This is a genomic window from Cupriavidus pinatubonensis (assembly GCF_019602855.1).
GTDB classification, from domain to species: domain Bacteria; phylum Pseudomonadota; class Gammaproteobacteria; order Burkholderiales; family Burkholderiaceae; genus Cupriavidus; species Cupriavidus pinatubonensis.
The window spans coordinates 3,283,384-3,305,609 of sequence record NZ_CP080767.1 but is presented as its reverse complement, the minus strand read 5'-3'; the positions used below and the strand labels follow the sequence as shown (position 1 = coordinate 3,305,609).

The 22,226-nt window shown below is 62.3% G+C and carries 17 protein-coding genes and 1 pseudogene; 13 read left to right on the top strand and 5 right to left on the bottom strand.

From position 1 onward, the window contains the following. Positions 1–89 precede the first annotated feature (89 nt). From K2O51_RS28000 to K2O51_RS27945, 13 genes are all read left to right on the top strand, one after another. Positions 90–7,700, top strand: coding sequence for a polymorphic toxin type 22 domain-containing protein (locus tag K2O51_RS28000; protein ID WP_220631055.1), 7,611 nt, complete (start codon positions 90–92; stop codon positions 7,698–7,700). A gap of 277 nt (positions 7,701–7,977) precedes the next feature. Continuing rightward, entirely contained in the window at positions 7,978–8,469 is a 492-nt protein-coding gene (locus K2O51_RS35305) for a hypothetical protein (RefSeq protein ID WP_011299074.1), read from the top strand. A gap of 1 nt (position 8,470) precedes the next feature. After that, positions 8,471–11,578: a DUF637 domain-containing protein gene (locus tag K2O51_RS27995; protein WP_245001887.1), complete on the top strand. Its 3,108-nt coding sequence runs from the start codon at positions 8,471–8,473 to the stop codon at positions 11,576–11,578. Continuing rightward, a complete protein-coding gene (locus K2O51_RS27985) occupies positions 11,575–11,928 on the top strand; it encodes a hypothetical protein (RefSeq protein ID WP_011299072.1) in 354 nt (117 codons plus the stop codon). The genes K2O51_RS27995 and K2O51_RS27985 overlap by 4 nt, the downstream gene beginning before the upstream one ends. Before the next feature lie 292 nt (positions 11,929–12,220). Then, entirely contained in the window at positions 12,221–12,571 is a 351-nt protein-coding gene (locus K2O51_RS35825; protein WP_207206575.1) for a guanyl-specific ribonuclease, read from the top strand. Positions 12,572–12,576: 5 nt separating this feature from the next. Beyond that, on the top strand, positions 12,577–12,966 hold the full coding sequence (locus K2O51_RS27975) for a barstar family protein (RefSeq protein WP_011299070.1): 390 nt from the start codon (positions 12,577–12,579) through the stop codon (positions 12,964–12,966). 19 nt (positions 12,967–12,985) lie between these two features. Then, complete coding sequence (locus K2O51_RS35600; protein ID WP_258234705.1) at positions 12,986–13,111, top strand: hypothetical protein; 126 nt, start codon at positions 12,986–12,988, stop codon at positions 13,109–13,111. A gap of 19 nt (positions 13,112–13,130) precedes the next feature. After that, positions 13,131–13,538: a hypothetical protein gene (locus tag K2O51_RS27970; protein WP_011299069.1), complete on the top strand. Its 408-nt coding sequence runs from the start codon at positions 13,131–13,133 to the stop codon at positions 13,536–13,538. 206 nt (positions 13,539–13,744) lie between these two features. Further along, positions 13,745–16,018, top strand: coding sequence for a DUF637 domain-containing protein (locus K2O51_RS27965; RefSeq protein WP_220631054.1), 2,274 nt, complete (start codon positions 13,745–13,747; stop codon positions 16,016–16,018). Between the two features lie 9 nt (positions 16,019–16,027). Beyond that, the gene (locus tag K2O51_RS27960; RefSeq protein WP_011299067.1) at positions 16,028–16,282 is read left to right on the top strand and encodes a DUF7660 family protein; all 255 of its coding nucleotides are present in this window, start codon (positions 16,028–16,030) and stop codon (positions 16,280–16,282) included. 92 nt (positions 16,283–16,374) lie between these two features. Further along, complete coding sequence (locus tag K2O51_RS27955) at positions 16,375–16,881, top strand: hypothetical protein (RefSeq protein WP_181184511.1); 507 nt, start codon at positions 16,375–16,377, stop codon at positions 16,879–16,881. Next, positions 16,878–17,096, top strand: a complete 219-nt coding sequence (locus K2O51_RS27950) for a CPCC family cysteine-rich protein (protein ID WP_220631053.1) — start codon at positions 16,878–16,880, stop codon at positions 17,094–17,096. The genes K2O51_RS27955 and K2O51_RS27950 overlap by 4 nt, the downstream gene beginning before the upstream one ends. A gap of 1,141 nt (positions 17,097–18,237) precedes the next feature. Then, positions 18,238–18,774, top strand: coding sequence for a DUF6496 domain-containing protein (locus K2O51_RS27945; protein WP_011299064.1), 537 nt, complete (start codon positions 18,238–18,240; stop codon positions 18,772–18,774). A gap of 33 nt (positions 18,775–18,807) precedes the next feature. On the opposite strand, the gene K2O51_RS27940 is transcribed toward K2O51_RS27945, so the two are convergent. The 5 genes and pseudogenes from K2O51_RS27940 to K2O51_RS27920 form a co-directional block, all read right to left on the bottom strand. Further along, positions 18,808–18,966, bottom strand: a complete 159-nt coding sequence (locus K2O51_RS27940; protein WP_166487020.1) for a hypothetical protein — start codon at positions 18,964–18,966, stop codon at positions 18,808–18,810. A gap of 114 nt (positions 18,967–19,080) precedes the next feature. Then, positions 19,081–19,392 (bottom strand): annotated as a pseudogene (locus K2O51_RS27935) (hydroxyquinol 1,2-dioxygenase); the annotation flags it as partial. Between the two features lie 336 nt (positions 19,393–19,728). Continuing rightward, positions 19,729–20,145: a glycine zipper family protein gene (locus K2O51_RS27930; RefSeq protein WP_220631052.1), complete on the bottom strand. Its 417-nt coding sequence runs from the start codon at positions 20,143–20,145 to the stop codon at positions 19,729–19,731. A gap of 13 nt (positions 20,146–20,158) precedes the next feature. Beyond that, positions 20,159–20,608, bottom strand: coding sequence for a hypothetical protein (locus K2O51_RS27925; RefSeq protein ID WP_011299061.1), 450 nt, complete (start codon positions 20,606–20,608; stop codon positions 20,159–20,161). A 202-nt stretch (positions 20,609–20,810) separates the two neighbouring features. Further along, on the bottom strand, positions 20,811–22,148 hold the full coding sequence (locus K2O51_RS27920; protein WP_220631051.1) for a D-serine ammonia-lyase: 1,338 nt from the start codon (positions 22,146–22,148) through the stop codon (positions 20,811–20,813). Positions 22,149–22,226 lie beyond the last annotated feature (78 nt).

Here is a 22,226-nt window from a genome sequence, read left to right as displayed (position 1 = left end):
ACGCCTGGCCTCTGGCTCTGTCGCGTGAGCCAACGCGCCATGCCAGCCTCGACGCAAAACAAGCAGCGAACCGCATCGTCAGGATTTCCATGACTCGCAAGCAGTCGGCCGCTACGGCCCCCGCAGCACAGAACCGAACCACAGCCCAGATTGGCATGCTGCCGGGTGACGCAACGTCAGGCATGACGCCTGGTGTCTCGATGGCCGAGCGCACCCGCCACAGCGTGGCGGGACGTGCCTTGACCGGCTTGCTGGCGGTGATGCTGTGGCTGGCTCCGCTGCAGGTGTCGCTCCAGCAAGCGCGGCAGGCAGCCGGCGTTCTGGCCGCGGGCGCCGTTGCGGTTGATACACCGGCGGTGCAGGCGGGCGCGGCGCGCCAGGGCTTGCTGCGCTGGGCGGTCAACTATCTCCCGGTGGTGGTCAGCTTCGGCCTGCGCGAGGCGAGTGCCGCGCCCATCGTTGACCCGACTGCGCCGATCCGCTTCCAACCGACGATCTCCACGACCACGGGGCCGGGTGCGCCCGAGGGCGGCGTCCCGGTGGTCGGGATCACCACGCCGAACGCGGCGGGTATCTCCCTGAACCAGTATCGGGCGTTCGTGGTCGATCCGGTCGGCCTGATCCTGAACAACAGCACGACCGGCGGTGGCACCTTTCTTGGCGGCCAGGTCGCGGCGAATCCCAATCTGTCCGGGTCAGGGCCCGCGAACCTGATCATCAACCAGGTCACCAGTTCGGCTGCGGCGCAGGTCAACGGCACCGTGGAGGTTTTTGGCGGGCCTGCGGCGCTGGTCATTGCCGCGCCCGGCGGCGTCTATACCAGTGGCGCTGGCTTTACCAATGCGACCCAAGTCACGCTGACCACGGGCGTGCCGCAGTTCCTGTCCACGACTGGCGCACCGAGCAGCTTTGATGCGGCCACCGCCGCCGGCTTCCTCGTGGAAGGCGGGCGCATTCAGATCGCCAACCCGGCGCCGGGCAACCCCAACGGCGTTGGCATCGAAGGCACCGTCGGCAACGTCAACCTGATTGCCGAGTCCATCGGCATCGATGCCGCGCTCTATGCCGGCAACCAGATCAACGTGATGGCCGGGCGCCAGCTGGTGGCACCGGCCGGCACGGGCTTCGCCACGACAGTTACCGGCCCGAACAACGCCAGCACCAACACCACCGCAGCCAATGGCCTGGCGATCGACGCTACGGCCTTTGGCGCCATGACGGCGGGCCAGATCTCGATCCTGTCGACGGCAGCCGGCGTGGGCGTGCGCACCGACGGGAACCTGGCCGCCTCGGCGGGCAACCTGACGCTCGATTCGGCCGGCAACCTGAAGGTTGGCAAGACCTATGGCAAGGGCGACGTCGCCCTGAGCGCCGCAGGCAGCATCGATGCCGCCGGCAATGGGCAGTCCGAAGGCAACTACACCGTGCGCGCGGGCCGCGACGCGATGCTGGGCGGCACGCTCAGCGCCAACCAGGCGGTGACGGTGAGCGCGGGCGGATCGATCAACGGAGCGGGTAGCGTGACCGCCCAGCAGGCGGCGATGCTTGCCGCGGGCGGCAGCGTGGATGTCGGTGGTGACGTGTCGGGCTCGCAGGTCACGGTGACAGCGGCGGGCAACGACGGCAAGGGTGACATCCACCTTGGCGGCGACGTGACCTCGCCGGGCGTGATCCAGCTCAATGCGGCACGCGACACCACCATCGATGGCAGCGCGATCACCGCAAGCGACCTGAACCTTTCCACGCAGCGCAACCTGACCATCAACGGCACAGCGGCCAGCGTCGGTGGCAACGTGAGCCTGACCGGCGTGACGGGCAGTGTCACGACGACTGGAGATGTGGTCTCGCCCGGTTCGCTGACCGTGAATGCGGGCACTGACGCGAGCCTGGGCGGGCAGGTCGCCGCCACCGGCCCGATCAACGTCACCGCACAAACCGGCAGCATCAGCACCAGCGGCCAGGTCAGCAGCAACGATAACCTGACGCTGATCGCCGCGCAAAACGTGACGGTGGGCGGTGAGGCGCAAAGCGCCGGCAACACGACGATCACGGCCACCGGCGGTAGCGCGACGGTCAATGGCGCGCTTTCCGCTAATGGCGATGCCACCATCAAGGCGGCGCAGGACGCGACCGTAACGGGCAGCGTTGGCAGCGGCGGGAACACCACGGTTCAGGCGACGAATGGCTCGGCCACCGTCACGGGCGGCCTGCTGAGCTTCGGCAATGCGACCATCAGCGGCGGCCAGAACACGACACTGGGCGGAGGCGTGCTGACGGTTGGCGACCTCAACGCGAGCGCAGGCCAGAACTTGACGGTCGGTGCGCTGCCCTACGTGGGCGGTAATGCCACGTTGCGCGGCAAGGACATCGCACTCGGCTCGGCGGCGATCCAGGACAATGTGGTCGCCGGCGCGCTGGACGCGGCGGCGACCAACAGCGTGGCGCTCATCGGCAACACTCAGGCCACCAACGTGACGCTGGCCGCGCCGACGCTGGTCAACGCCGGTACGACGGTCGCCAAGCAAACCTTGTCGGCCAGCGGCGGCACGCTGGGTAACCTGGGCACACTCGCCGGCAATCAGGTCAGCGTCGACATGGCCGATGTGGTGAACCGGGGCACGCTGGGCGGGCAGACCGTCAACCTGACGGCCAGCAATACGCTGGATAACACGGGAGGCCTAATCGTTGGCGTGCAGACGCTGAACGTCACCACCGGTGCGCTCATCAGCAACGCGGGCGGCACGCTGTTCGCGGGTGACCTGACCGGCCAGAGTCCGACCACGGGCGACCTGACACTGACGGTGACGGGCGGCAATAGCAGCTTTAACAACGCGGCTGGGCAAGTGCTGGCGGGCAACAACGCCACGGTCAACCTGCCTAACCAGGCAATCGACCTGTCAGCGGCGACCACCGGCACGATCAGCGCCAACAACACGGTCACGCTCGCGGCGCAATCGATCGACAACATCGGCACTTGGACGACGCCCGGTGCCGCCAATACCGTGCTCAACGGCGCGCAGGGCATCAGCAACACCGGCACGCTCCAGGGCGCGGGCAACCTGACCCTGACCACCGGCGGCACGCTGGACAACCAGGGCAACATCGTCGGAGGCAGCAGCCTCACGATGTCCGGGTCCACGGTTGGCAACTCCGGCACGATCCACGCCGACGGCGATCTGGCGCTGGCCGGCAACGTGGTCAACTCTGGCACGGTCGAGGCGCTGAGTAACCTGAATATCACCGGCGGCGATTACGACAACCGGGGCGGCACCACGCAGGCGGGCAAGAACCTCGCCATCGACATCGGCGGCACGCTCAACAACACCGCCAGCGTGATCGGCGCGGTGGGGGACGTGCACATTGCCGCGCAGCAGGTCATCAATGACCGTGGCACGCCGGTCGATGCGGGCAGCGTTTCCGGCCAGGTCATCAACGATGCGCTGGTCAATTCGACGGTCATTGGCAGCCATGCCACGGCGGAAACCAACTGTTACGGCGACGCCGGTTGCAACACCACCATGACGGGACCGCCCGTCAACCTGACCCTCGGCGACCTGATCCGCAATTCGGACGGCACCATTCCGCTGCTGCTAGGCAACGTCGAGGTGCCGACGGGCGACCTGAACGGCTCGTCGCAATGGGTGCTGATGTGGCACCTTGGGATGAACCCGACGTGGTATCCCGATCTGACCGCTGATTGGCAACAAATCGTGCCATTGTCTGCCGTGACGGTGGACCGCAAGGTCATGCAGCAGACCGAGGGCGTTGCCGGCCAGATCACCAGCGGTGGCAAGCTGGATATGACCGCTGCGTCGCTCTCCAACAAAGGCGGGGTCATTTCGGCCGCAGGCGACGCCACGCTGAACGTTGGGGCGCTCGACAACGGCCATTCGGCATCGCTGCTCGACGGCGTGACCGACACGGTCAACCAGGCCAGCCTGTCGGCATTCCTGACGCAACTGCAGGCCATCGGCGGCACCTCGATGGGGGGACTGGCTGCGCCCGGCAACGTGTTGATGTATGGCCCGCTCACGATTCCCCAGTGCAGCGGAGGGGACAATGGCTGCTCCATCCCCACGGCAGTCGACACGCCTTTCGTGATCGGCAAGGCTGCTGACGGCTCGACTGTGACGGGACTGGTCCAGACCAGCGTGACCGAGCGCGTCGGCAAGGCCGGCCAAATTATCGTCGGTGGCAACCTGGCCCTGAACGGCACGGGCAACCTGACCAATGCCGGTGACCTGGCAGCGGCTGGCAATATCACCATCACCACGCCTGGGACCTTCACCAACCAGGGCTTCTACGACGCCAAGGTCACGACCACGCCGGGGTGCATGCCGGGCTCGACCACGTGCGCGAACCCGAACCCGCATGTCGATGACCTGACGTGGCAGCAGCAGAACAACACCGTGGCAGCAGGCGGCACGCTGACGGTGCAGGCAGCGAGCGTGCAGAACCTGAACGGCACGCTTGCCGCGCGGGGCAACGTGAGCGTCACGGCCGGCATCAGCGTTGTCAACCAGAGCGGCACCATCCAGTCGGTCAACGGCGACGTGTCAATCACCGCGCCAACCCTGGTCAACAAGGCCATGGACCCGGTGACGCTGCACAAGGACTACGGGAACCTCAATCCGTCCTACGCGGGCGGCTGCAATGCGGGCGGTAGCTACAAGGGCAGCAACTGCTCGGCCGATGAGACCGTGGCCGCAGGCCCCGCCGGCATCATCCAAGGGGCGCGCAATGTCGCGCTCTCGGGCACGACGCTCGCCAACAACGGGGGGATGATTTCGGGCGGCAACAACGTGACGGTCAACATGACCGGTGCGGTGGACAATACCAGCCTGCTGCAAAACGCCAATTGGGCGGGCATGTGGGTCGAAAAGACTGGCATGTTCAGTTCGGACAAGCACCACAGCACCAACGGCGTGACGGTGCTGGGCAGCCAGGAGTCGCTGATCCAGGCGGGCAATGTGTTGTCGGTGACCGCTGGTGGTCAGGTCCAGAACACCGGCAACCTGATGGGCCAGCAGGTGGATGTGAGCGGCGCCACGCTGCTGAACGGCTATACCAGCCCGAATCAGCCGACGCCGCCGTCCACAGTGCCCAAGCAGGTGATCTCGCTCGGGCCGCCCCCCGTGCCGGCCGGCTCGCTGCCGTCGGGTACTCCGGCCACAGACCCGACCCAGCCGTGGCAGTTCAACCCGGTGATCGTCACGGCACCCGCCACGCCAACCACGGGCGGCCCGCAGACGATCGACTGGCATTTCACGGCCAATCTCGGCGGCAACCCACTCAACGCGCCAGGCGCCAACACCGACCGCGCGCAGTATTTGAATCAGTCCCCCGCCACAGCGGTGCTCGCTGGAGTGACGCCGGACTACCTGTTGTCCCAGTTGCCGGCGGACCTGAAGCCGGGCAGCGTGACGTTCTACTACGACCCGTACACTGAAAGCCAGAAGCTGGACCAGGCCGCCTTGCAGCAGACCGGTCACAACAGCTTCATCAACGGTCTAGCTTACGACAGCCAGAACCAGCTTTCCGTCCAGGACCAGGAGAAGCTGGCGCTGTACCAGAACGCCGCCGACTACGCCAAGGCGAACAACATCCACCTTGGCACAGCGCTGACGCCTGCGCAGATTGCGGCGCTGGACAAGCCGATGCTGTGGTACGTCGAGCAGGCGGTGCCGGACCCGAGTTGCAACACGGTGAGCAGCGCGGTGTGCCCGGGCGTCACAGCCTTGGTCCCGCAGGTGTACCTGCCCGAAGGCTATGCGCAAGCGACGGCGAAGTCCACCGGGGGGACCATCGTCGGCAATGACGTAAGCCTTGACATTGCCGGTCAGATTCGCAATAGCGGGGCCGTCATGGCCGCCGACAAGCTGGTCGTCCGTGCCGGCACCATCGATAACGACCCCAACGTCGTGAACATCGGCAAGTCGGCTTATGGGGTCCAGGGCGGCTGGATGGAATACACCGGCACGCAGGTGCAGCCGGGCGGTTTCATGAGTGCGGCCAACCTGGACCTCCAGGCCGGCAGCATTAACGCGGTCAACGATGCCTTCCGCATTACCAACCCGGACGGTACGACCAACCAGGCGGCCACCGAGGCATTCATTGCGCAGCTGAGCGCCAGCCTGGGCGAGCAGTACACCGCCAGCACGGTGACCGATGACATTCACCAGAATTTCATCAAGAAGGAAAGCGCGCTGCCGAGCTGGGCCATCATGGCGGCGGCGGTTGTTATCGCCATCGTGACCTATGGCGCGGCGAGCTATGCGATTGGTGCGGCCGCCGCAGCGGAGGCAGGCGCTGCTGGTGCTGCAGCGGCAGGAACGGCTGCGGCAGGTGCCGCTGAAGCGGCGGCGGTAGGCGGCACATGGGCCGCTGCGACGGCTACCGCCTCTGCCGGCCTGGGCAACGTCATGGCATCGGCCGCGCTGGCTGGCATGGCCAGCAGCGCGGTATCTCAAGGACTGTCGGGCCAAGGCATCAATTTCGGCAAGGTGCTGGAGGCGGGAGCGGTCGGTGCCATCACGGCGGGCCTGACCAACGGCATTACGGTCGACAGCACCGGCAGCCTTGGCTTCAACACCGGCGTCAATGTGGCGGGCTCGGGAACGCAAAGCCTGGCGAGCCTGGCAGGCGTCAGCAATTCCAGCGGCGTCATGCAAGCCGCAAAGGATGGCGCAACCGGTGCGCTGTGGCAGCAAGGTGCCGCAATCCTTGGCACCGGGTTGATTACTGCGGGTGTGGGTAACGCATTCTATGGCGGCAGTTTTGGCAATGCGCTGACGACCAACCTGATCACCCAAGGGGCGGCGCTGGGGGCGTACGCCATCGGTGAGGATATTCCGGGCATTGGTGATAACAGGGCAACGGCAGACACTCAAATTGCCAATGTGCTGGTTCACGCAGCGTTAGGTTGCGCCAGTTCGGCGGCACTTGGCACAGGCTGTGCAGGTGGGGCCATTGGCGGGGCGACATCGGCTGTCGTGGCTGGTTCACTCGTTGATCAGGCAGGCGGCGCTGCAAACCTGACTTTGGGGGATCGAGCAGCAATCACCGCCATTGCTATGCTTGCTGGCGGTGGTTTGGCGCAAGCGTTAGGTCAGAACGGGGTGGCTGGGGCAAGTGCTGCACAAAACGAGGCTCTGAACAACTCGGAGCAAGTCCACAATACGACACCAAAATCCTTCGGGGGATCTGCGTTGACAGCAGCCTGCGGCAATGGCAGTCAGCCGTGCAACACGCAGTTGCTAGGCACGATGCTGCAGGCACAGGGGGAGAATGCGCAACAGGCGCTTGGAACAGTGTCGCCAAATTACGCGACACTGAACGTTGGGATATTGTCGGGTTCGGCTGGCGGTGTGATAAATCTTGTCGATGGTACGAAGTATCTCGCCTTCGGTGTGGGGCAGAGCAATCCTTCTGCCATATCCTGGTCGCCTGGGGGTAGTGCCACACTTGGCTGGATCTGGGGAGCGCAAGGAGCAGCAGCAACCAACTCTTTCCTGAATGGAGATGGCAATCAAGCGTTTGTGTCTATCCCCACCCCCTTCCCATTCAACGTGGTTGGTGCGGTAACGCATGCCTACGGTGGCGCAACAGCGATCGAGCTTGGGATAGGCACACCGGGCGGAAAGACATTCGGGATTGTGCCCTGGAGTCATTCGATTCCTGTGGGTACCGGTTCGAAATAGGAGGAAGAAATGCCGGCAGTAGGAGGAGGGCCATCGCCAGAGCAATGGAAACGGATGAGCAAGGCAGAAAAGTCCGTCTATTGCATATTGGTCGGTGCAGCTGTGGTGTTTGTTGGATACTTGGTCATCGAAAAATTACTGAATTGATGTTGTGAAAGCCTTGCTGAACCCGGCTTCGGCCGGGTTCGTCGTTTCTGGAGGGCAATAAAGGCCAGGCTAGACGCAACCATCATCCGCGTGCTCACGCGGGCGCGCATTTCGTTTTAAGGAAACCGGATTGCGCGGGCAAAAACCGCGTCTGGGGCAAAAAGCCGCCACCGGCACCCGCGTCGGGGTGTTGACGGCCTGCAAAGCCAAGCTGTGTCTAGAGTTGCAGGCCGTCGCCAACCCGAACCCGCACTACGATGATCTGAGCTGGCAGCAACAGAACAACACCGTGGGGGCTGGCCAGGGCCTCACCATCGAAGCGGCGAACATCCGAAACCTGAACGGCACGCTGGCTGCGCAGGGCAATGTCAGTCTGACCGCTGGGAACAGTGTCACCAACCAGAGCGGCACCATCCAGTCGGTCAACGCCGATGTGTCGATCACCGCGCCGACCGTGGTCAATAAGGCCATGGATCCGGTGACACTGCACAAAGGACTACGGCAACCTCAATCCGTCGTACGCAGGGGGCTGCAACGCAGGGGGCAGCTACAAGGGCAGCAACTGTTCGGCCGACGAAACCGTGGCGGCCGGGCCTGCCGCCATCATCCAGGGCGCGCGTGACGTGAGCCTGTCCGGCACGACGCTGGCCAACAACGGTGGGATGATCTCGGGCGGACGCAACGTGACGGTCAACATGACCGGCGGCGTCGACAACACCAGCCTGCTGCAGAACGCCAATTGGGCCGGACTGTGGGTCGAGAAGACCGGGGCGTTCCGATCGGACAAGACCCACAGCACCGGCGGCACGGCGGTACTGGGCAGCCAGGAGTCGCTGATCCAGGCCGGCAACGCGCTGACGGTCGCCTCAAGCGGCCAGATCGTCAATACGGGCAACCTGATGGGCAATCAGGTGGACGTGACGGGTGCAACGCTGATCAATGGCTACACCAACCCGAACCAGCCGACGCCACCTTCGACGACGCCCAAGCAGGTGATCTCGCTCGGTCCGCCGCCCATGCCGGCCGGCTCGCTGCCGCCGGGCACGCCGGCCACCGATCCGACCCAGCCGTGGCAGTTCAGCCCGGTCATCGTGACGACGCCCGGCGCCCCGACGGCCAGTGGCGCGTCGACCATCGACTGGCACTTCACGGCCAACCTGGGCGGCAACCCGTTGTCGGGGCCGGCTCCCAATGGCGACCGCGCCCGGTATGTGAATCCGTCGGCCGCGACCTCGGTGCTTGCCGGCATCACGCCAGATGCACTGCTCAACCAGTTGCCGCCCGAGTTGCGCCCGGGCAACGTGAGTTTCTACTACGACCCGTACACCGAAGGGCAGAAACTCCAGCAGGCGGCGCTGCAGCAGACCGGCCAGGGCAGCTTCGTCAATGGCCTGACCTACGACAGCCAGAACCAACTCTCGGTGACCGACCAGGAGAAGCTGGCCCTGTACAAGAACGCGGCGGACTACGCCAAGGAGCACAACCTGACCCTGGGCACGGCGCTGACGCCGGAGCAGGTGGCGAAGCTGGATAAGCCGATGCTCTGGTACGTGGAGCAGGCGGTGCCCGACCCGAGTTGCAACACCGCGAGCAGCGTGGTGTGCCCGGGCGTGAATGCACTGGTGCCGCAGGTCTACCTCCCGGAAGGCTATGCGCAGGCGCTGACCAAGCCGACGGGCGGCACGATCACGGGCGAAAACATCAGCCTGGACATCGCAGGCAACTTGCGCAACAGCGGCGTGGTGTCGGCCGGTGACACGCTGAGCGTCAAGGCGGGCAGCCTGGACCTGTCGCCCAATGTGGTGGACATCGGCAAGTCGGCGTACGGCGTGAGCGGCGGCTGGATGGAGTACACCGGCACGCAGGTGCAGCCGGGCGGGTTCATGAGCGCGATGCACATGAACATCGAGGCCGACAGCATCAATGCGGTCAACGATGCGCTGCGCATCGTGCGTGCTGACGGCAGCGTGGACGAGGCGGCGACCAACGCGCTGATCGCGCAGCTGAAGAGCAACCTCGGAGTGGACTACACCGAGGGGTCGGTCAGCGACGACATCAACACGCACTTCATCAAGCAGGACAAGGGGCTTGGGCCGATTGGCCAGGTCATCGCCATCGCGGCGGCCGTGGCAATCTCCATCGTGACCGCAGGGGCTGGTCTGGCCGTGGTTGGCGCCGTGGCGGGCTCGGCATTTGCTGCAACTGCTGTTGGCACCGCGATATCGATGGCCGTGTCCGGGCTGATTGCCGGCACGCTGTCGAGCATGGTGGGGCAGGTCATCATGACCGGTTCGGTCGATCTCGGCGCGGCGCTGAAATCCGGTCTGGTGTCGGCCGCCACGGCCGGCCTGACGCAGGGCGCCCTAGGAGCGATGGGGCTTGCCAATGCCGGGGTGTCGAGCATTGGCACCAACATCAGTGTCGGCGACTGGGCCGCGGTCCAGTCCAACCTGACGAATGCGGTGGCCGCGAGTGTGGTGCGTTCGGCGATTAGTGCCGGTATCAATACGGTGGCCTATGGCGGGAGCTTTGGGCAGGCCTTTGCGAACGGGATCGTGCGAGATGTGGCGGCGGTTGGCGCCAATGCGATTGGTGCGACGATTCCGGGTATCGGTGCGGACCGTGCGACGCCGGGCACTGTCATGGCGAATGCTCTCAGTCATGCGTTGCTGGGGTGTGCGGCACAGAGTCTGACGGGTGGCGACTGCGCCGGCGGTGCCATTGGTGGGGCGGCTAGTGCGCTGGCGGCGCCGCTGATCCGTGATGCGATCTACGCGGATAGCCCGGTACTGAATTACAGCGACGACAGGGTTCGACAAGCCATTACGGTGGGACTGGCGACGTTGGTCGGTGGGACGACTGGGATTGTATTGGGCCAGGATGCCACCGCGGCGGCACTGGCGGCGCAGAACGAGGCGCTGAACAACACCACAAGCAAGTGGCAGAACGTCAAGGATCCGCGCTTCCAGGCGAACGTGAAGGCGCTGGGAGACTGCGTCGACCCGGTGTCGTGCCGCTCCAATGCTGCGTTCTTGGAGCAGCAGATTGGGGCGCTGAGCGATGACAAGATCGCGGCCAAGTGCGGCAGTAGCGCTGACTGCGTCGCCGCACGGCAGCAAGAACGAGGTCTCTACCAGCAGGCCTATGGTCAGGCGATCGCGCATCAGGATGCCAATGTAGCGGCACGTGATTATCTGGGACGACTCAGCCAATCACAGGGCAATAGCTACACAACGACGCAGCTTGACGGAGCGCTGCAGCGGTATCAGCAAGGCACGGCCGACTCCTCGAACCCGGTGGACGCCTTCGTCGCGAAGGCGATCGTCGGCAACGTGGCCTTGTTCGGGGCGATCAAGGGCGTGACGGGCGTCGATTCTGATGGTGGCGGTAGCTCTAGCGGTGTACCTGGTCGAGTACAGTCGAGGATCAACGTGACCAATGCTGGCATGGCTCACATTGGCGATCGACATCTTGATCCGACTGTGAATGCAAGCCAGTTTACGATTAGTGAGAGTGATCTTACGAAACTGCTGCAGAGCAGAACCACCGTGTCGACACCTGTTACGCGTACCATCCCAAGCGGTAATGACATCAACTACGTCCGTGAAGTAAATGCCGGGCAGGTGGTGGGAGCCGACAAGTTTAATAACTACCAGCCGACGTCCACAATGACTGTGATTACAGACAAGTACGGTAACCTAGTAACGGCATTTCCCGGGAAGCTGAAATGAGAGCAAAGAAAGTTGAAAAAAGGGAATCGATTCAAAGGGAGCTTCTTGTTACTTCCGAACAATTGTGTTCGAAAACCGGAGCGAATGCCTTGGGTCTCGCACTGCGTCGTTTCTTGCCGACGCTTGATCATGCATTCATTCTGGAGTGGCTACCGGAGCAGGCGGAAGACATTTTCTGGGTACTTACCAGCCTGTCAACGATTGTGAAAGTAGAGATTCGTAGAGGACAGTTAGATGGCGAGGAGGATGTCTCGCTAGACACCATTGATGTTGCAATGTTCCGGCGAAAGCCTCATTCGCGTCAGGTGAGAGAAAAACTGGAAATCGCGCTTGAGTTGATGAGCGACTGAGTTGCGCAGTTGGGGCGATTGGTGGGGTGGCCAGTGCATTGGCGGCGCCGTTGTCTAGGGCCAAATCTGGGAATGGAAACCGCGTCGGGGCAATCGCGTGAACACGAGTTCACCGTCTCCCTACGGAGAAAGCATCACCATTCGTCAAGACAGGCGTGCCGGTGAATTTTGATTCTTACAGCGTGAATTCAATAACCGGTCAACGCGTCAAGATTAGCAATGGACATTTGAACGTAAGGAAATAGGAGTTCGACCATGCATGCTGTGGTGCAGGGCATAACTTGCGATCAATGTGATCTGGCATCCTTTGTCCCGTCGGAGCCACATTGCTTCACCCTGTCGCTTCGTCTACGAATCGGCCCCTCACCGTGCTACTGGAAACGTCTACGAAGGCACTGTTGACCTTCAACCGACGCCGGACCGAATCTCGAGCGGCGTAAAATATCCGTCACGCAATGACGGCACCACCTTCAACAATAATGAAGGTCTGTTGCCGCAGCAGCCAGCGGGTTACTACACCGAATATGTTGTTCCCACACCCAATGTGAAGGGTGTTGGTCCTCAGCGGATCGTGACTGGGAAAAATGGCGAGGTGTTTTACACACCCGATCACTACAAGACGTTCACTCCCGTGAAAAGGTGAATACCATGAAAATCGCGCATCCTTTTCGCTACGAGGAGGAACTTCACAATTACCACCAGAAGGACGCGTTCGTTGCCGTGCTCCCAACTGGCATCGCAACGAAGAGTGTTCTACTGGAAGCGCTTGCGTCCGTGCTCGCATTCCCGGCCTATTTTGGCTCGAATTGGGATGCGCTGTTTGACTGCCTCCGTGATTTCAGTTGGATGAGTGAACATGACATCGTGCTCATTCATCCCGAGCTTCCGATGTTGCCCGAGTCGGATCTGAAGATCTATTTGCGTTTGTTGCGCGACTCCGTTCTTGACTGGCGCCCGGAGGAGGCACATCACTTCGATGTTGTATTCGCCAAATCGGAAGAGGAGACTGTCGAACGATTGCTCTGCGACGGATGGTGACTCTCGCGCTAGAGTAGCCATGCGCTGCTGGGGTGTGGCGCAGAGCCTGACAGAGGGGATTGCGCGTGCCGTGCCATTTGGCGGGGCGGCCAGTGCGCTGGCGGCGCCGCTGATCCGGGATGCCATTGGTGTGCCAGTCGTCTAAGGTGCCTTAAGGAGACGTAATGAAGTTGGTGTTTTCCTATTTGGACGGCGGAACTCACCCCGCTGCAGGGCATGTATTTCACTGGCACCCGATTGCAATTGGGGGAGTTGACGTTCCGCGCTACAACAGATACGTCTGCGGTGTCCTTGGCGCCATCGCACAGACCATCGAAGACTGTGATCGCTTGCTCAGCTTCCTTAGTGCGGTCGAAGGTGGACTGGAGCAAGAGGTGGAGACTGGTGGTAACGACGTCACGCTTACGTTGACTCGTGAAGGGGTGCAGGTCGATATCGAGGCTAATGAAGACTGGGTGGGAACAGAGGAAGGCCATTTCTCCTTGCGCGAATGGAAGCTGATTCTAGAAGGGTGGAAGCGCTTCCTTGCTATGCCCCAAGCCAAAGAATCAGTAGTCGAAGTGTTTCTGTAGGTGGTCGGGATTTGGAGCAACACCCTGCAGCTGACCCAGCGATGCTCGGATAGACCTGCGCCTCGCCGGGTGGGCGTGCTTGGCTTTCCGTTGCGCAGCCCAAAACCCGCGTTGGGGCCAAAGACCGATAGCTACGCGCGCTGCAACAAACGGGGCAGGCCAGCTTCATCAACGGCCTGGCCTACGACAGCCAGAACCAACTCTCGGTGACCGACCAGGAGAAGCTGGCCCTGTACAAGAACGCGGCGGACTACGCCAAGGAGCACAACCTGACCCTGGGCACGGCGCTGACGCCGGAGCAGGTGGCGAAGCTGGATAAGCCGATGCTCTGGTACGTGGAGCAGGCGGTGCCCGACCCGAGTTGCAACACCGCGAGCAGCGTGGTGTGCCCGGGCGTGAATGCACTGGTGCCGCAGGTCTACCTCCCGGAAGGCTATGCGCAGGCGCTGACCAAGCCGACGGGCGGCACGATCACGGGCGAAAACATCAGCCTGGACATCGCAGGCAACTTGCGCAACAGCGGCGTGGTGTCGGCCGGTGACACGCTGAGCGTCAAGGCGGGCAGCCTGGACCTGTCGCCCAATGTGGTGGACATCGGCAAGTCGGCGTACGGCGTGAGCGGCGGCTGGATGGAGTACACCGGCACGCAGGTGCAGCCGGGCGGGTTCATGAGCGCGATGCACATGAACATCGAGGCCGATAGCATCAATGCGGTCAACGATGCGCTCCGCATCCTGCGTGCTGACGGCAGCGTGGACGAGGCGGCGACCAGCGCGCTGATCGCGCAGCTGAAGAGCAACCTCGGAGTGGACTACACCGAGGGGTCGGTCAGCGATGACATCCACACGCACTTCATCAAGCAAGACAAGGGACTTGGGCCGATTGGCCAGGTCGTTGCGATCGTTGCTGCTGTGGCAGCGTCCATTGTGACTGCTGGCGCTGCTGCGGCGGCCATGGGCGTTGCACTCGCAAACATGACGCTGGCACAGGCCATGATGGTTGCGGCACTCTCCAGCATGGCAGGCAGTGTGGCCAGTCAGTTGGTATCCGGCCAAGGTCTGGACTTCGGGAAGGTAGCCATCGCAGGGCTGGTGGGTGCCGCGACAGCAGGCCTGACCAACGGCATCACCTTCGATGGCAGCAGCTTTGGGGTGAATGGCTTTGATACCGTACTGAAGGGCACCAACAGCCTGGCGAATCTGGCCGGCACGAACAGTATTGGCGGCGTATTGCAGGCCGCACAGGACGGCGCAACCGGCACACTCGCCCAGCAAGCTATGGGGATGGTGGGTGCCGCCCTGATCAACGCTGGGGTGAATACGGCCGTCTACGGCGGCAGCTTCGGGAAGGCGCTGGCTGGCAGTCTAGTTGCTCAGTCCGCAGCGCTTGCGGCGAATGCGATCGGCGCCTCCACCGAGGCGGGCTCCTGGCAGAACATCGCCGAGCACGCGGCACTGGGCTGTGCTGCTGTTGCTGCCAGTGGCGCTGATTGCAAGTCAGGCGCCATCGGTGGTGCTGCGGGTGCGGTCGTCTCGCCGCTGGTGGGTAGTGCGCTGGGCATCGAGACCAATGCCGACCGGGCCAACTCGATCAACCAGGCGGTCGTGATTGGTACAGCAATGCTGGCCGGCGGAACCCTGGCCAACACACTGGGCCAGAATGGAATCGCTGCGGCGGGTGCGGCGCAGAATGAGGCGGCCAGCCCGAAAGATCGGCAAGCGTTTGAGAAGGCCAAGCGAGAATGTGCGAACGGCGTCTGGTCGTCGTGTGCCGCAGCCAACATTTACGCGGAGAAAGATCAGAAAAGCAACGACATTCTGGCCGATGGCCTGACCAGGTGTGAGGGAAGCAGTTGCCAGTCCCTAGCCAACTGGGTTCAGGACCAGAAGACGTCCCTGGGTTGTGGGTCCGCCAGCGGCTCTGCAGACTGCCAGGTCTTGGACAAGAGTTGGCAGATCGCGCAAGCGAAGGCCCAAGGGCTTGAGCTGCCGGTTTTCTCGCCGGATGACTTGATTGGTACTGGGCTCCTCAAGGGGCTGGCCACTGGCACCCTCAAGGGTGTTGGTCTCTTGGGCCCAATGAGGTCTGTTGGTGACGATGCTGCTAGGGCTTTGGAAGGGCAACTCGTCAAAGATAGCGGCGTACCGAGTACCCTGAGTGGGCTGGCAGATCCAAACTCGATTCGCTTCACGCAAAGTAGTATTGGTTCGACGTTCTCCAATGGGACATCTCTACAAGATGCAATTGGAGCCTTGCAATCAGGGAGCCTTTCACCTACCAGCTTGCCACCGATACGCGTGTTTGAAAAGGATGGGCTGTTCTATACGCTGGACAATCGAAGGCTGTTTGTGACCTCGCAAGCCGGTACTATGGTCAACATAACGCCCGCAACGGCTCAGGAAGTAATGAGTCAAGTGTGGAAATTTACAACGCCGAACCAAGGGTGCATTGTGTGTATCAGGGGTGTTCCAAAGCAATAGGAGACGGAGATGAATCTGCAGGATCAGATCGGTGAAATTGATTCGAAGGAGCGGCTTGCAGACCTTGTCGCTGCGCTCCTTGATGACCTAGTGAGAAATCCACAGGAATGGGAGAACGTTAGCCTAGAAGGGTTCCTTGCTGCGATGGAAGCCTGGATTAGAGATATGGATGGGTATTACAAGAATGCTGGCCAGCCTATTCCAGACATGCCGACTTGGCGGACGTTGGCTGACATATTGTTGGCAGCTAGAGTTTACGAATAGGGCAAGTTATGGCGTGATTAGCCTTGACGGACCCGGCTTCGGCCGGGTTCATCGTTTCTGGCTACCATCGAGGCGTCGCCACTTGTGAGCTCTTGCTGAGCAGCCTGCCATCGCAGAATTCGTCAGCTGCTGCTACCGCTGTACGGCGATGGAATGACACTGCCAATGCCTTGGCGCAGGCCAAGACTCAGCAAGCGCTGTTAGCGTCGGGTGCTTCTCCGACAACGGCGGTTGCACTATCCGGGTTGTCGCCTATCGATGTGTCAGGAACGGTCGATGCTGCACTCGGTGCGGTGGTTGGCGGAGCAGGTTCTTTCTGGTCGTCAAAGAAAAACCAGTCCTCAGTGGAGAACGCATATGGTCATTGGGACAAGCACCAATCTGAATTCCCCGAATATCAGAACTCAGTGCAGTACGTCCAGGGGGCGCAGAATTTCGTAACGAATCCGCCAGCGGGCACGTTAGTGAAAACACGTCCAAACGGGGATACACTGCTGTATGACCCAGCAACGAATACTTTTGCAACTAAGACTGCAGACGGTGCTCCCAGAACAATGTTTCGGCCGCAGGATGGAATTGGCTACTGGAACAAGCAATGATCAAGATAATTGAAGGCCGCGAGTTAAATTCATGCCCTTGCTGCGGCAGCTTTACGCTCGATGAAGTAGGCGTCTACGAGATATGCACGATTTGCGGGTGGGAGGATGACCCAGTGCAATCAGCCGCCCCAGACTATGCGGGCGGGGCGAATTCTTGCAGCCTTAGAGAAGCGCGGATACTTTGGCAGAATAAAATCTCCAGAAACTCAGAATAGGGATTCTATGGCCTCGGCTACCTGGCTCGTCATCGCTTCCAATCGGGGAGGCGCGCCAGTACGACGAAACCTTAAACATGGACTATCCGCCGGACTCGAGATTCGAAAATTCCGAGGCGGATGCTGAGTTCAAGCACGAAGGTCTTCGTCTTGCCGCCCAGTTGAGGACGGAGTTGGGACCCGAGTATGAGATAAGGATCCACCTGTAACGTTACTGGGCTGCGCGGCGCTGAGCCTGCCTGGTGCACTGGGCACGAAGTCCTTAATCTGGTCAGCGAACGGACGACGAAGGTTGAGCTATATTGTGACGCGTCAGGTGCTGGGGTACGGCCTATTTTGACATCCGTGGTGCGAGAGCGGATGCGATCGTTATCTTGGAGCCAGAGACCAGGTGTCGTTGGTGGTTGATCCGAAGAGAGTAAGAATGGTGCCATTCCGACATAAGAATCATCTCTTCCATGACAAATATTGGACTTGACGGCGGCCATTCAATATATGAGCTGAGCCCTGTGGGCGGGGAAGTTTTCCCCTGAATTTTAAAGTTGATTCTTCGTAGATAAAAAGGCTATGAATTCGTGTGGCTGGGAGTCTATCCATGGATTTGAGTCGCCGCGTGAATATGCACTCTTTTGCGCGTGGATTGCCGCTCAAGTAGATGCTGGGGAGTTTGAGCAGGTTCCTGTAAGCGAACCGAGCAGCGATCTCATTTTCGGGGTGGAAGAGCGTTGGTACCGGTGTAAGACCTCTGGCGAGGTATGGCGTTTGGTTGCTCCAGAGCCACCATTTAGGGGCCTCTGGGGAGAATTCGCGTAGGGGCTACTGGGTAGTCCGGGGTGGAATCTTTCCCCCTTACTGTGAGCGATGCCTCTGAATCCACGCCCAAGCCCCGCTGCGATTTCCAAGTCGAGATACATGGGCCACAAGTGTCCATGAGGCCGACGGCGGCTACACGGTCACCCAGAAGAATAGCCGCCTTAATCCAATAGCGGCCAGCCGCTTTGTAGATTCGACGTCCACAGTGCACCTTTCGCAAGCAACCGCAGAGCCGCTTCCCTTGTAAGTGACGTTCTCCACAACTTATAAGCCTGGCACGGCATATGCGGCATGCTCAAACCTTCCGCAAACACCACGGAGACCGATCATGCCAAAAGCATCCAGCATTGCCCAGGCAAAGGCGGACAAGCGTTCGGGCAAGGCACCGAGCACCCAGGCCAGCCATTTCGTCCGCGACGAGATCGAAACCGTTCGCCATGGCAAGCATGGCGTGCGTTCCGCCAAGCAAGCCATCGCCATCGGTTTGTCGGAAGCGCGCCGCGCAGGCGTGGACGTGCCGCCGCCCAAGACGGGGTCCAAGGCCGTAGCGGCAAAGAAGAGTGCCGGCAAGCCCGCCGCCAAGAGTACCGGCGACAAGGCGCCAAGGCGGCCTAGTTCGGAAAGCACGGCCAAGCGTCGCAGTGCCGCTACCAAGGCCCTGAAGCGAGAGAGCACGGCCGGTGCCTCGCATGAGGCGCTGTCAGCCCAGGCCAAGAACGCGGCCAGCAAGCGTACTGCGGCAGATCGCTCCGCGGCCGCCGAGAAGGCTGCCAAGACCAAGGGTGCGGCGGGCCGATCCGAGGCGGCCCAAAAGGCTGCGCGCACGCGCGCGGCGAAGAAACGGACAGTCCAGAGGCCCCGTTAGGTCGGGGCAAGGCGTTGATAACCTGATCTTCGCCTAGCCTGCGACTTCGGCATCGCCGTCAAACCGCACTTCGTCCGACAGGGGCCACTGCGAGCCCTTCACGCGGAAACGACGCAATGGCGGACGTACGTCGACGCCGTGGATCATCAGCCGACACATCGCGCTCATGTCGTAGCGGAAGTCTTCGAGCATTCGCCAGCGTCTGAAGGAAGCACAGCATCACGCCAGCGCACCATCCAGATACGGATCAACATTGCGCGCCGGAGCGTTCGAGGGCCACGTCTGGTCCCGGCCCGCCAGGGAACGCGCGCCGTCGTAGTACGGATCCACGCTGCGAGCCGGCTCCGCCGAGACCCCAGTCCGGTCCAAACCAGCCAGCGAGCGCGCGCCATCCAGGAACGGATCGACATTACGTGCCCCATCGACAAACGGGCTGCGCGGGTCCTGCACCGAGCGCGCGCCTTCGGTGTACGGGTCACGTGCATCGCTGACGGCGCGGCCACCGTCGGTGAAAGGGTCACGTGCGCCTGCGTACGAGAGGCTGGCCGCCTGTGCGCCGGCTGCAGCGGCAACCAGGGCGATGGCGAGGACAAAGCGCTTGGCGATGTGGGTAGTCATGATCGGCTTCCTTTAACGTTTGAGAGGGTATGGGCCCGGTGGAGACTGCATCGTTTGCAACTCGCTGCGGGCCCGTGGAACGTATTAAAGAAAACCGATGTATCGCGCCTGTAGAAACTTGCGGCCGGATTTGTCGGTGCGCGTATCGTTGGTGCGGCGTGATACAGAACTGTACAAAGACCCCATCCCGGTACAGGTTCGGGAGGTGGTCAGTCTCGTAGCGCTGAAGGCTTCGCGTGATGGAAGTACCGAAGGAGCCTCATCAGCCGGGCCAGACGGTGCCGGCGCCAGCACGCAGACATGCGATGGCTCGGGACAGATGAACCGCCAGACCACTCAGGGGGCATTCCCTTGCGGCGCTGGCGGCGGGAAGTCGGGCTTGTAGTTGGCAGGGGGCGTCGCGGGCGGCGCACCCAGCATCGGGCCGTAGACCGGGACGCGGTGTCCGCTTGCGTACATGCACTGGATGTAGGCAACGTCATACCGGTACTGTGCACCGTATCCCGGATCGCCCGAGCTACTGGTGCCGACCGCTGGAGTGCCCGCCGCTGCCATGTTGGAGGCCTGAGGCGAACTGGCGCCGCCCACCTGGCCTAGCGCGAACTGGCGGCAGTTGCGGTCGTCTCCGAGAAACTGATCAAACGTCTTATTGCTGCCGGGCAGCACCATCACACTGGGGCCCGACGGCATCGCCGTACAAGCGCCCAGAACGAGCACTGCCACCATCAGGAGAGGAACGGAACGCGGCTTCATGTGAACGTTGGGATTACGGCGACGGCTGGGCGGGCACCGTTTGCCAGCCGCCCGGGCAGTCCTGGACGTACGGGTAATAGCCACTGGGCTGATCGCAGCGGTACCACCACGCGTTCGCCGACGCGACGTCCGACCCATCGCCTTGCTCGATGTATTGCGTCGGCGCGTAGTAAGCGGGGTAGGAACTGGGGTATGGCCAGCCATCGTATGGATATCCCCACCAGCCCGGCCAGCCGAAGCCTGCCACGAATGCTACGTGCCCATGGTGAAAGCCGTGATGATGAAAGCCGCCCTGGTGGAAGCCACCGTGACCCTGGAAGCTGCCGCCGTGCATGCCTGCGCCGCCACCACCACCACCACCACGGCCGCTCCCACGACCCGCCGCCAGTGTCGGACCGCTGGCGGCTATCGCCGCTCCCGCCACGAATGCCAGGGCGATCTTGCAAAGCCTGCGCCCGTTCATGATGTGTCCCCCAGCCTTGCTGCTTCACGGCCGGGTCGCTCGGGGCCCGCGCCGGACTATCCGTCCCTTTTGGTAAACGCCTGACAGGTCAAATTTATTCCAGCAACCCGTCCCGATTTCCTGTCCGGCGTTCCCTCCATTTCAGGATAGTGCGCACATGACGCTGGTGAGGCGATCACGGAAAACACTGGGATCGAGAGCGTCAGGCTGCCTTATGCATCGCCCCAGGCACATGGGCCAGTGCGGTCGCGTAAGCCTGAAACCGGTGAAGCTCTTCTCGCGGAACGAGCGAGCCGCCGGTAGCCCAGATCACATGCGTCGCGTCGCGCATGTCGAGCCCGTGATCGCGCACATACGCTCGGCCTTCGGGGGCGTCGCGCAACCAGCCCGGGCCGCCGATGCCGGCCGCCGCTGAGGGTTCGACTTCCACACCCATCGACGTCTTGAGCGCGAGCAACTGAACATAGAGCTGATCGTCGGGGACCGTGAACACGCCGGCGAGTTGGGAAGCCATCAGCGGGCTGACCAGATGGGATGCCTGGCCGACAGCGAGGCCATCGGCATCGGTCCGGTTGTCGAGGCCGATGTCGTAGACGGATACGGGATCATCCGAGCCGGAGGCCAACTGCACCAGTACGCACGGCGAGGCCACGGGCTCGGCAAAGAAGCAATGCACGTGGTCGCCTAACAGTGCCTTGAGCCCATACGTGATGCCACCGGGCGCGCCGCCGACCCCGCACGGGAGATAGACGAAGAGCGGATGCGCGGCATCCACTACGCGGCCGGCTTCGGCCAGTTGGCGCGCCAGATGACGTGCCGCGGCGGCATATCCGAAGAAAAGCAGGGCGGAGCGCTCGTCATCGACAAAATGGCAGCGTGGCGCTGCCGATGCCTGTTCGCGGCCCGCTGCCACGGCTTGCGCGTAGTCGCCTTCATGCTCCACCACGCGCACGCCGCGCTTGCGCAGGCGGTACTTCTTCCACGCCTTGGCGTCCGCGGACATATGTACCACCGCATCGAATCCGAGCGCCGCCGCCATCACGCCGATGCTCAGGCCGAGGTTGCCGGTGCTGCCGACCGTCACCGAGTATTGCGAGAACAGCTTGCGCGCCGCCTCTGTTGCCAGCACGCGGCGATCACCATCCGGGTCGAGCATGTCGCGTTCGATCGCGATGGATTCAGCAATCGCCAGCACTTCATGAAAGCCGCCGCGTGCCTTGATGGAACCGGCAATCGGCAGCTCGTCATCACGCTTGATGAACCAGGCCCCCTCGGTGTCAACGTTCCCGCCGAGCGCGTATTGGAGTTCGGCGGCCCGCATCAGTTGCGATTCCACTTGCCCATGGCTGGACGCCAGTTCGGGAAACAGCGCCGCCATAAGCGGGGTGCAGCGTGCAAGACGCGCTTCTGCCGCTGCGATCAGTTCCAACGATGGGGCGGAAGCCGGCAGCGGTTGTCCCAACCTCGGATTCAGCCAAAGCAGCGGTTGTCTCGATTGAAGTTTTGCTAATAGCTCGGGCGTGAGGGACAGGGTGACCATCAGGTCATTCTCCAGAAAATTCCTTACCGAAAGAGATCGTAAGCCCCGCAGCCGTGCAAGAATAGCGATCGTTTCTAA

Excerpts from the sequence above, each read along its gene's own strand:
- K2O51_RS28000 (WP_220631055.1), top strand. The coding sequence starts at position 90 with ATGACTCGCAAGCAGTCGGCCGCTACGGCCCCCGCAGCACAGAACCGA.
- K2O51_RS27985 (WP_011299072.1), top strand. The coding sequence starts at position 11,575 with ATGAGAGCAAAGAAAGTTGAAAAAAGGGAATCGATTCAAAGGGAGCTT.
- K2O51_RS27975 (WP_011299070.1), top strand. The coding sequence starts at position 12,577 with ATGAAAATCGCGCATCCTTTTCGCTACGAGGAGGAACTTCACAATTAC.
- K2O51_RS35600 (WP_258234705.1), top strand. The coding sequence starts at position 12,986 with ATGCGCTGCTGGGGTGTGGCGCAGAGCCTGACAGAGGGGATTGCGCGT.
- K2O51_RS27970 (WP_011299069.1), top strand. The coding sequence starts at position 13,131 with ATGAAGTTGGTGTTTTCCTATTTGGACGGCGGAACTCACCCCGCTGCA.
- K2O51_RS27960 (WP_011299067.1), top strand. The coding sequence starts at position 16,028 with ATGAATCTGCAGGATCAGATCGGTGAAATTGATTCGAAGGAGCGGCTT.
- K2O51_RS27950 (WP_220631053.1), top strand. The coding sequence starts at position 16,878 with ATGATCAAGATAATTGAAGGCCGCGAGTTAAATTCATGCCCTTGCTGC.
- K2O51_RS27945 (WP_011299064.1), top strand. The coding sequence starts at position 18,238 with ATGCCAAAAGCATCCAGCATTGCCCAGGCAAAGGCGGACAAGCGTTCG.
- K2O51_RS27940 (WP_166487020.1), bottom strand. The coding sequence starts at position 18,966 with ATGCTCGAAGACTTCCGCTACGACATGAGCGCGATGTGTCGGCTGATG.
- K2O51_RS27930 (WP_220631052.1), bottom strand. The coding sequence starts at position 20,145 with ATGAAGCCGCGTTCCGTTCCTCTCCTGATGGTGGCAGTGCTCGTTCTG.
- K2O51_RS27925 (WP_011299061.1), bottom strand. The coding sequence starts at position 20,608 with ATGAACGGGCGCAGGCTTTGCAAGATCGCCCTGGCATTCGTGGCGGGA.
- K2O51_RS27920 (WP_220631051.1), bottom strand. The coding sequence starts at position 22,148 with ATGGTCACCCTGTCCCTCACGCCCGAGCTATTAGCAAAACTTCAATCG.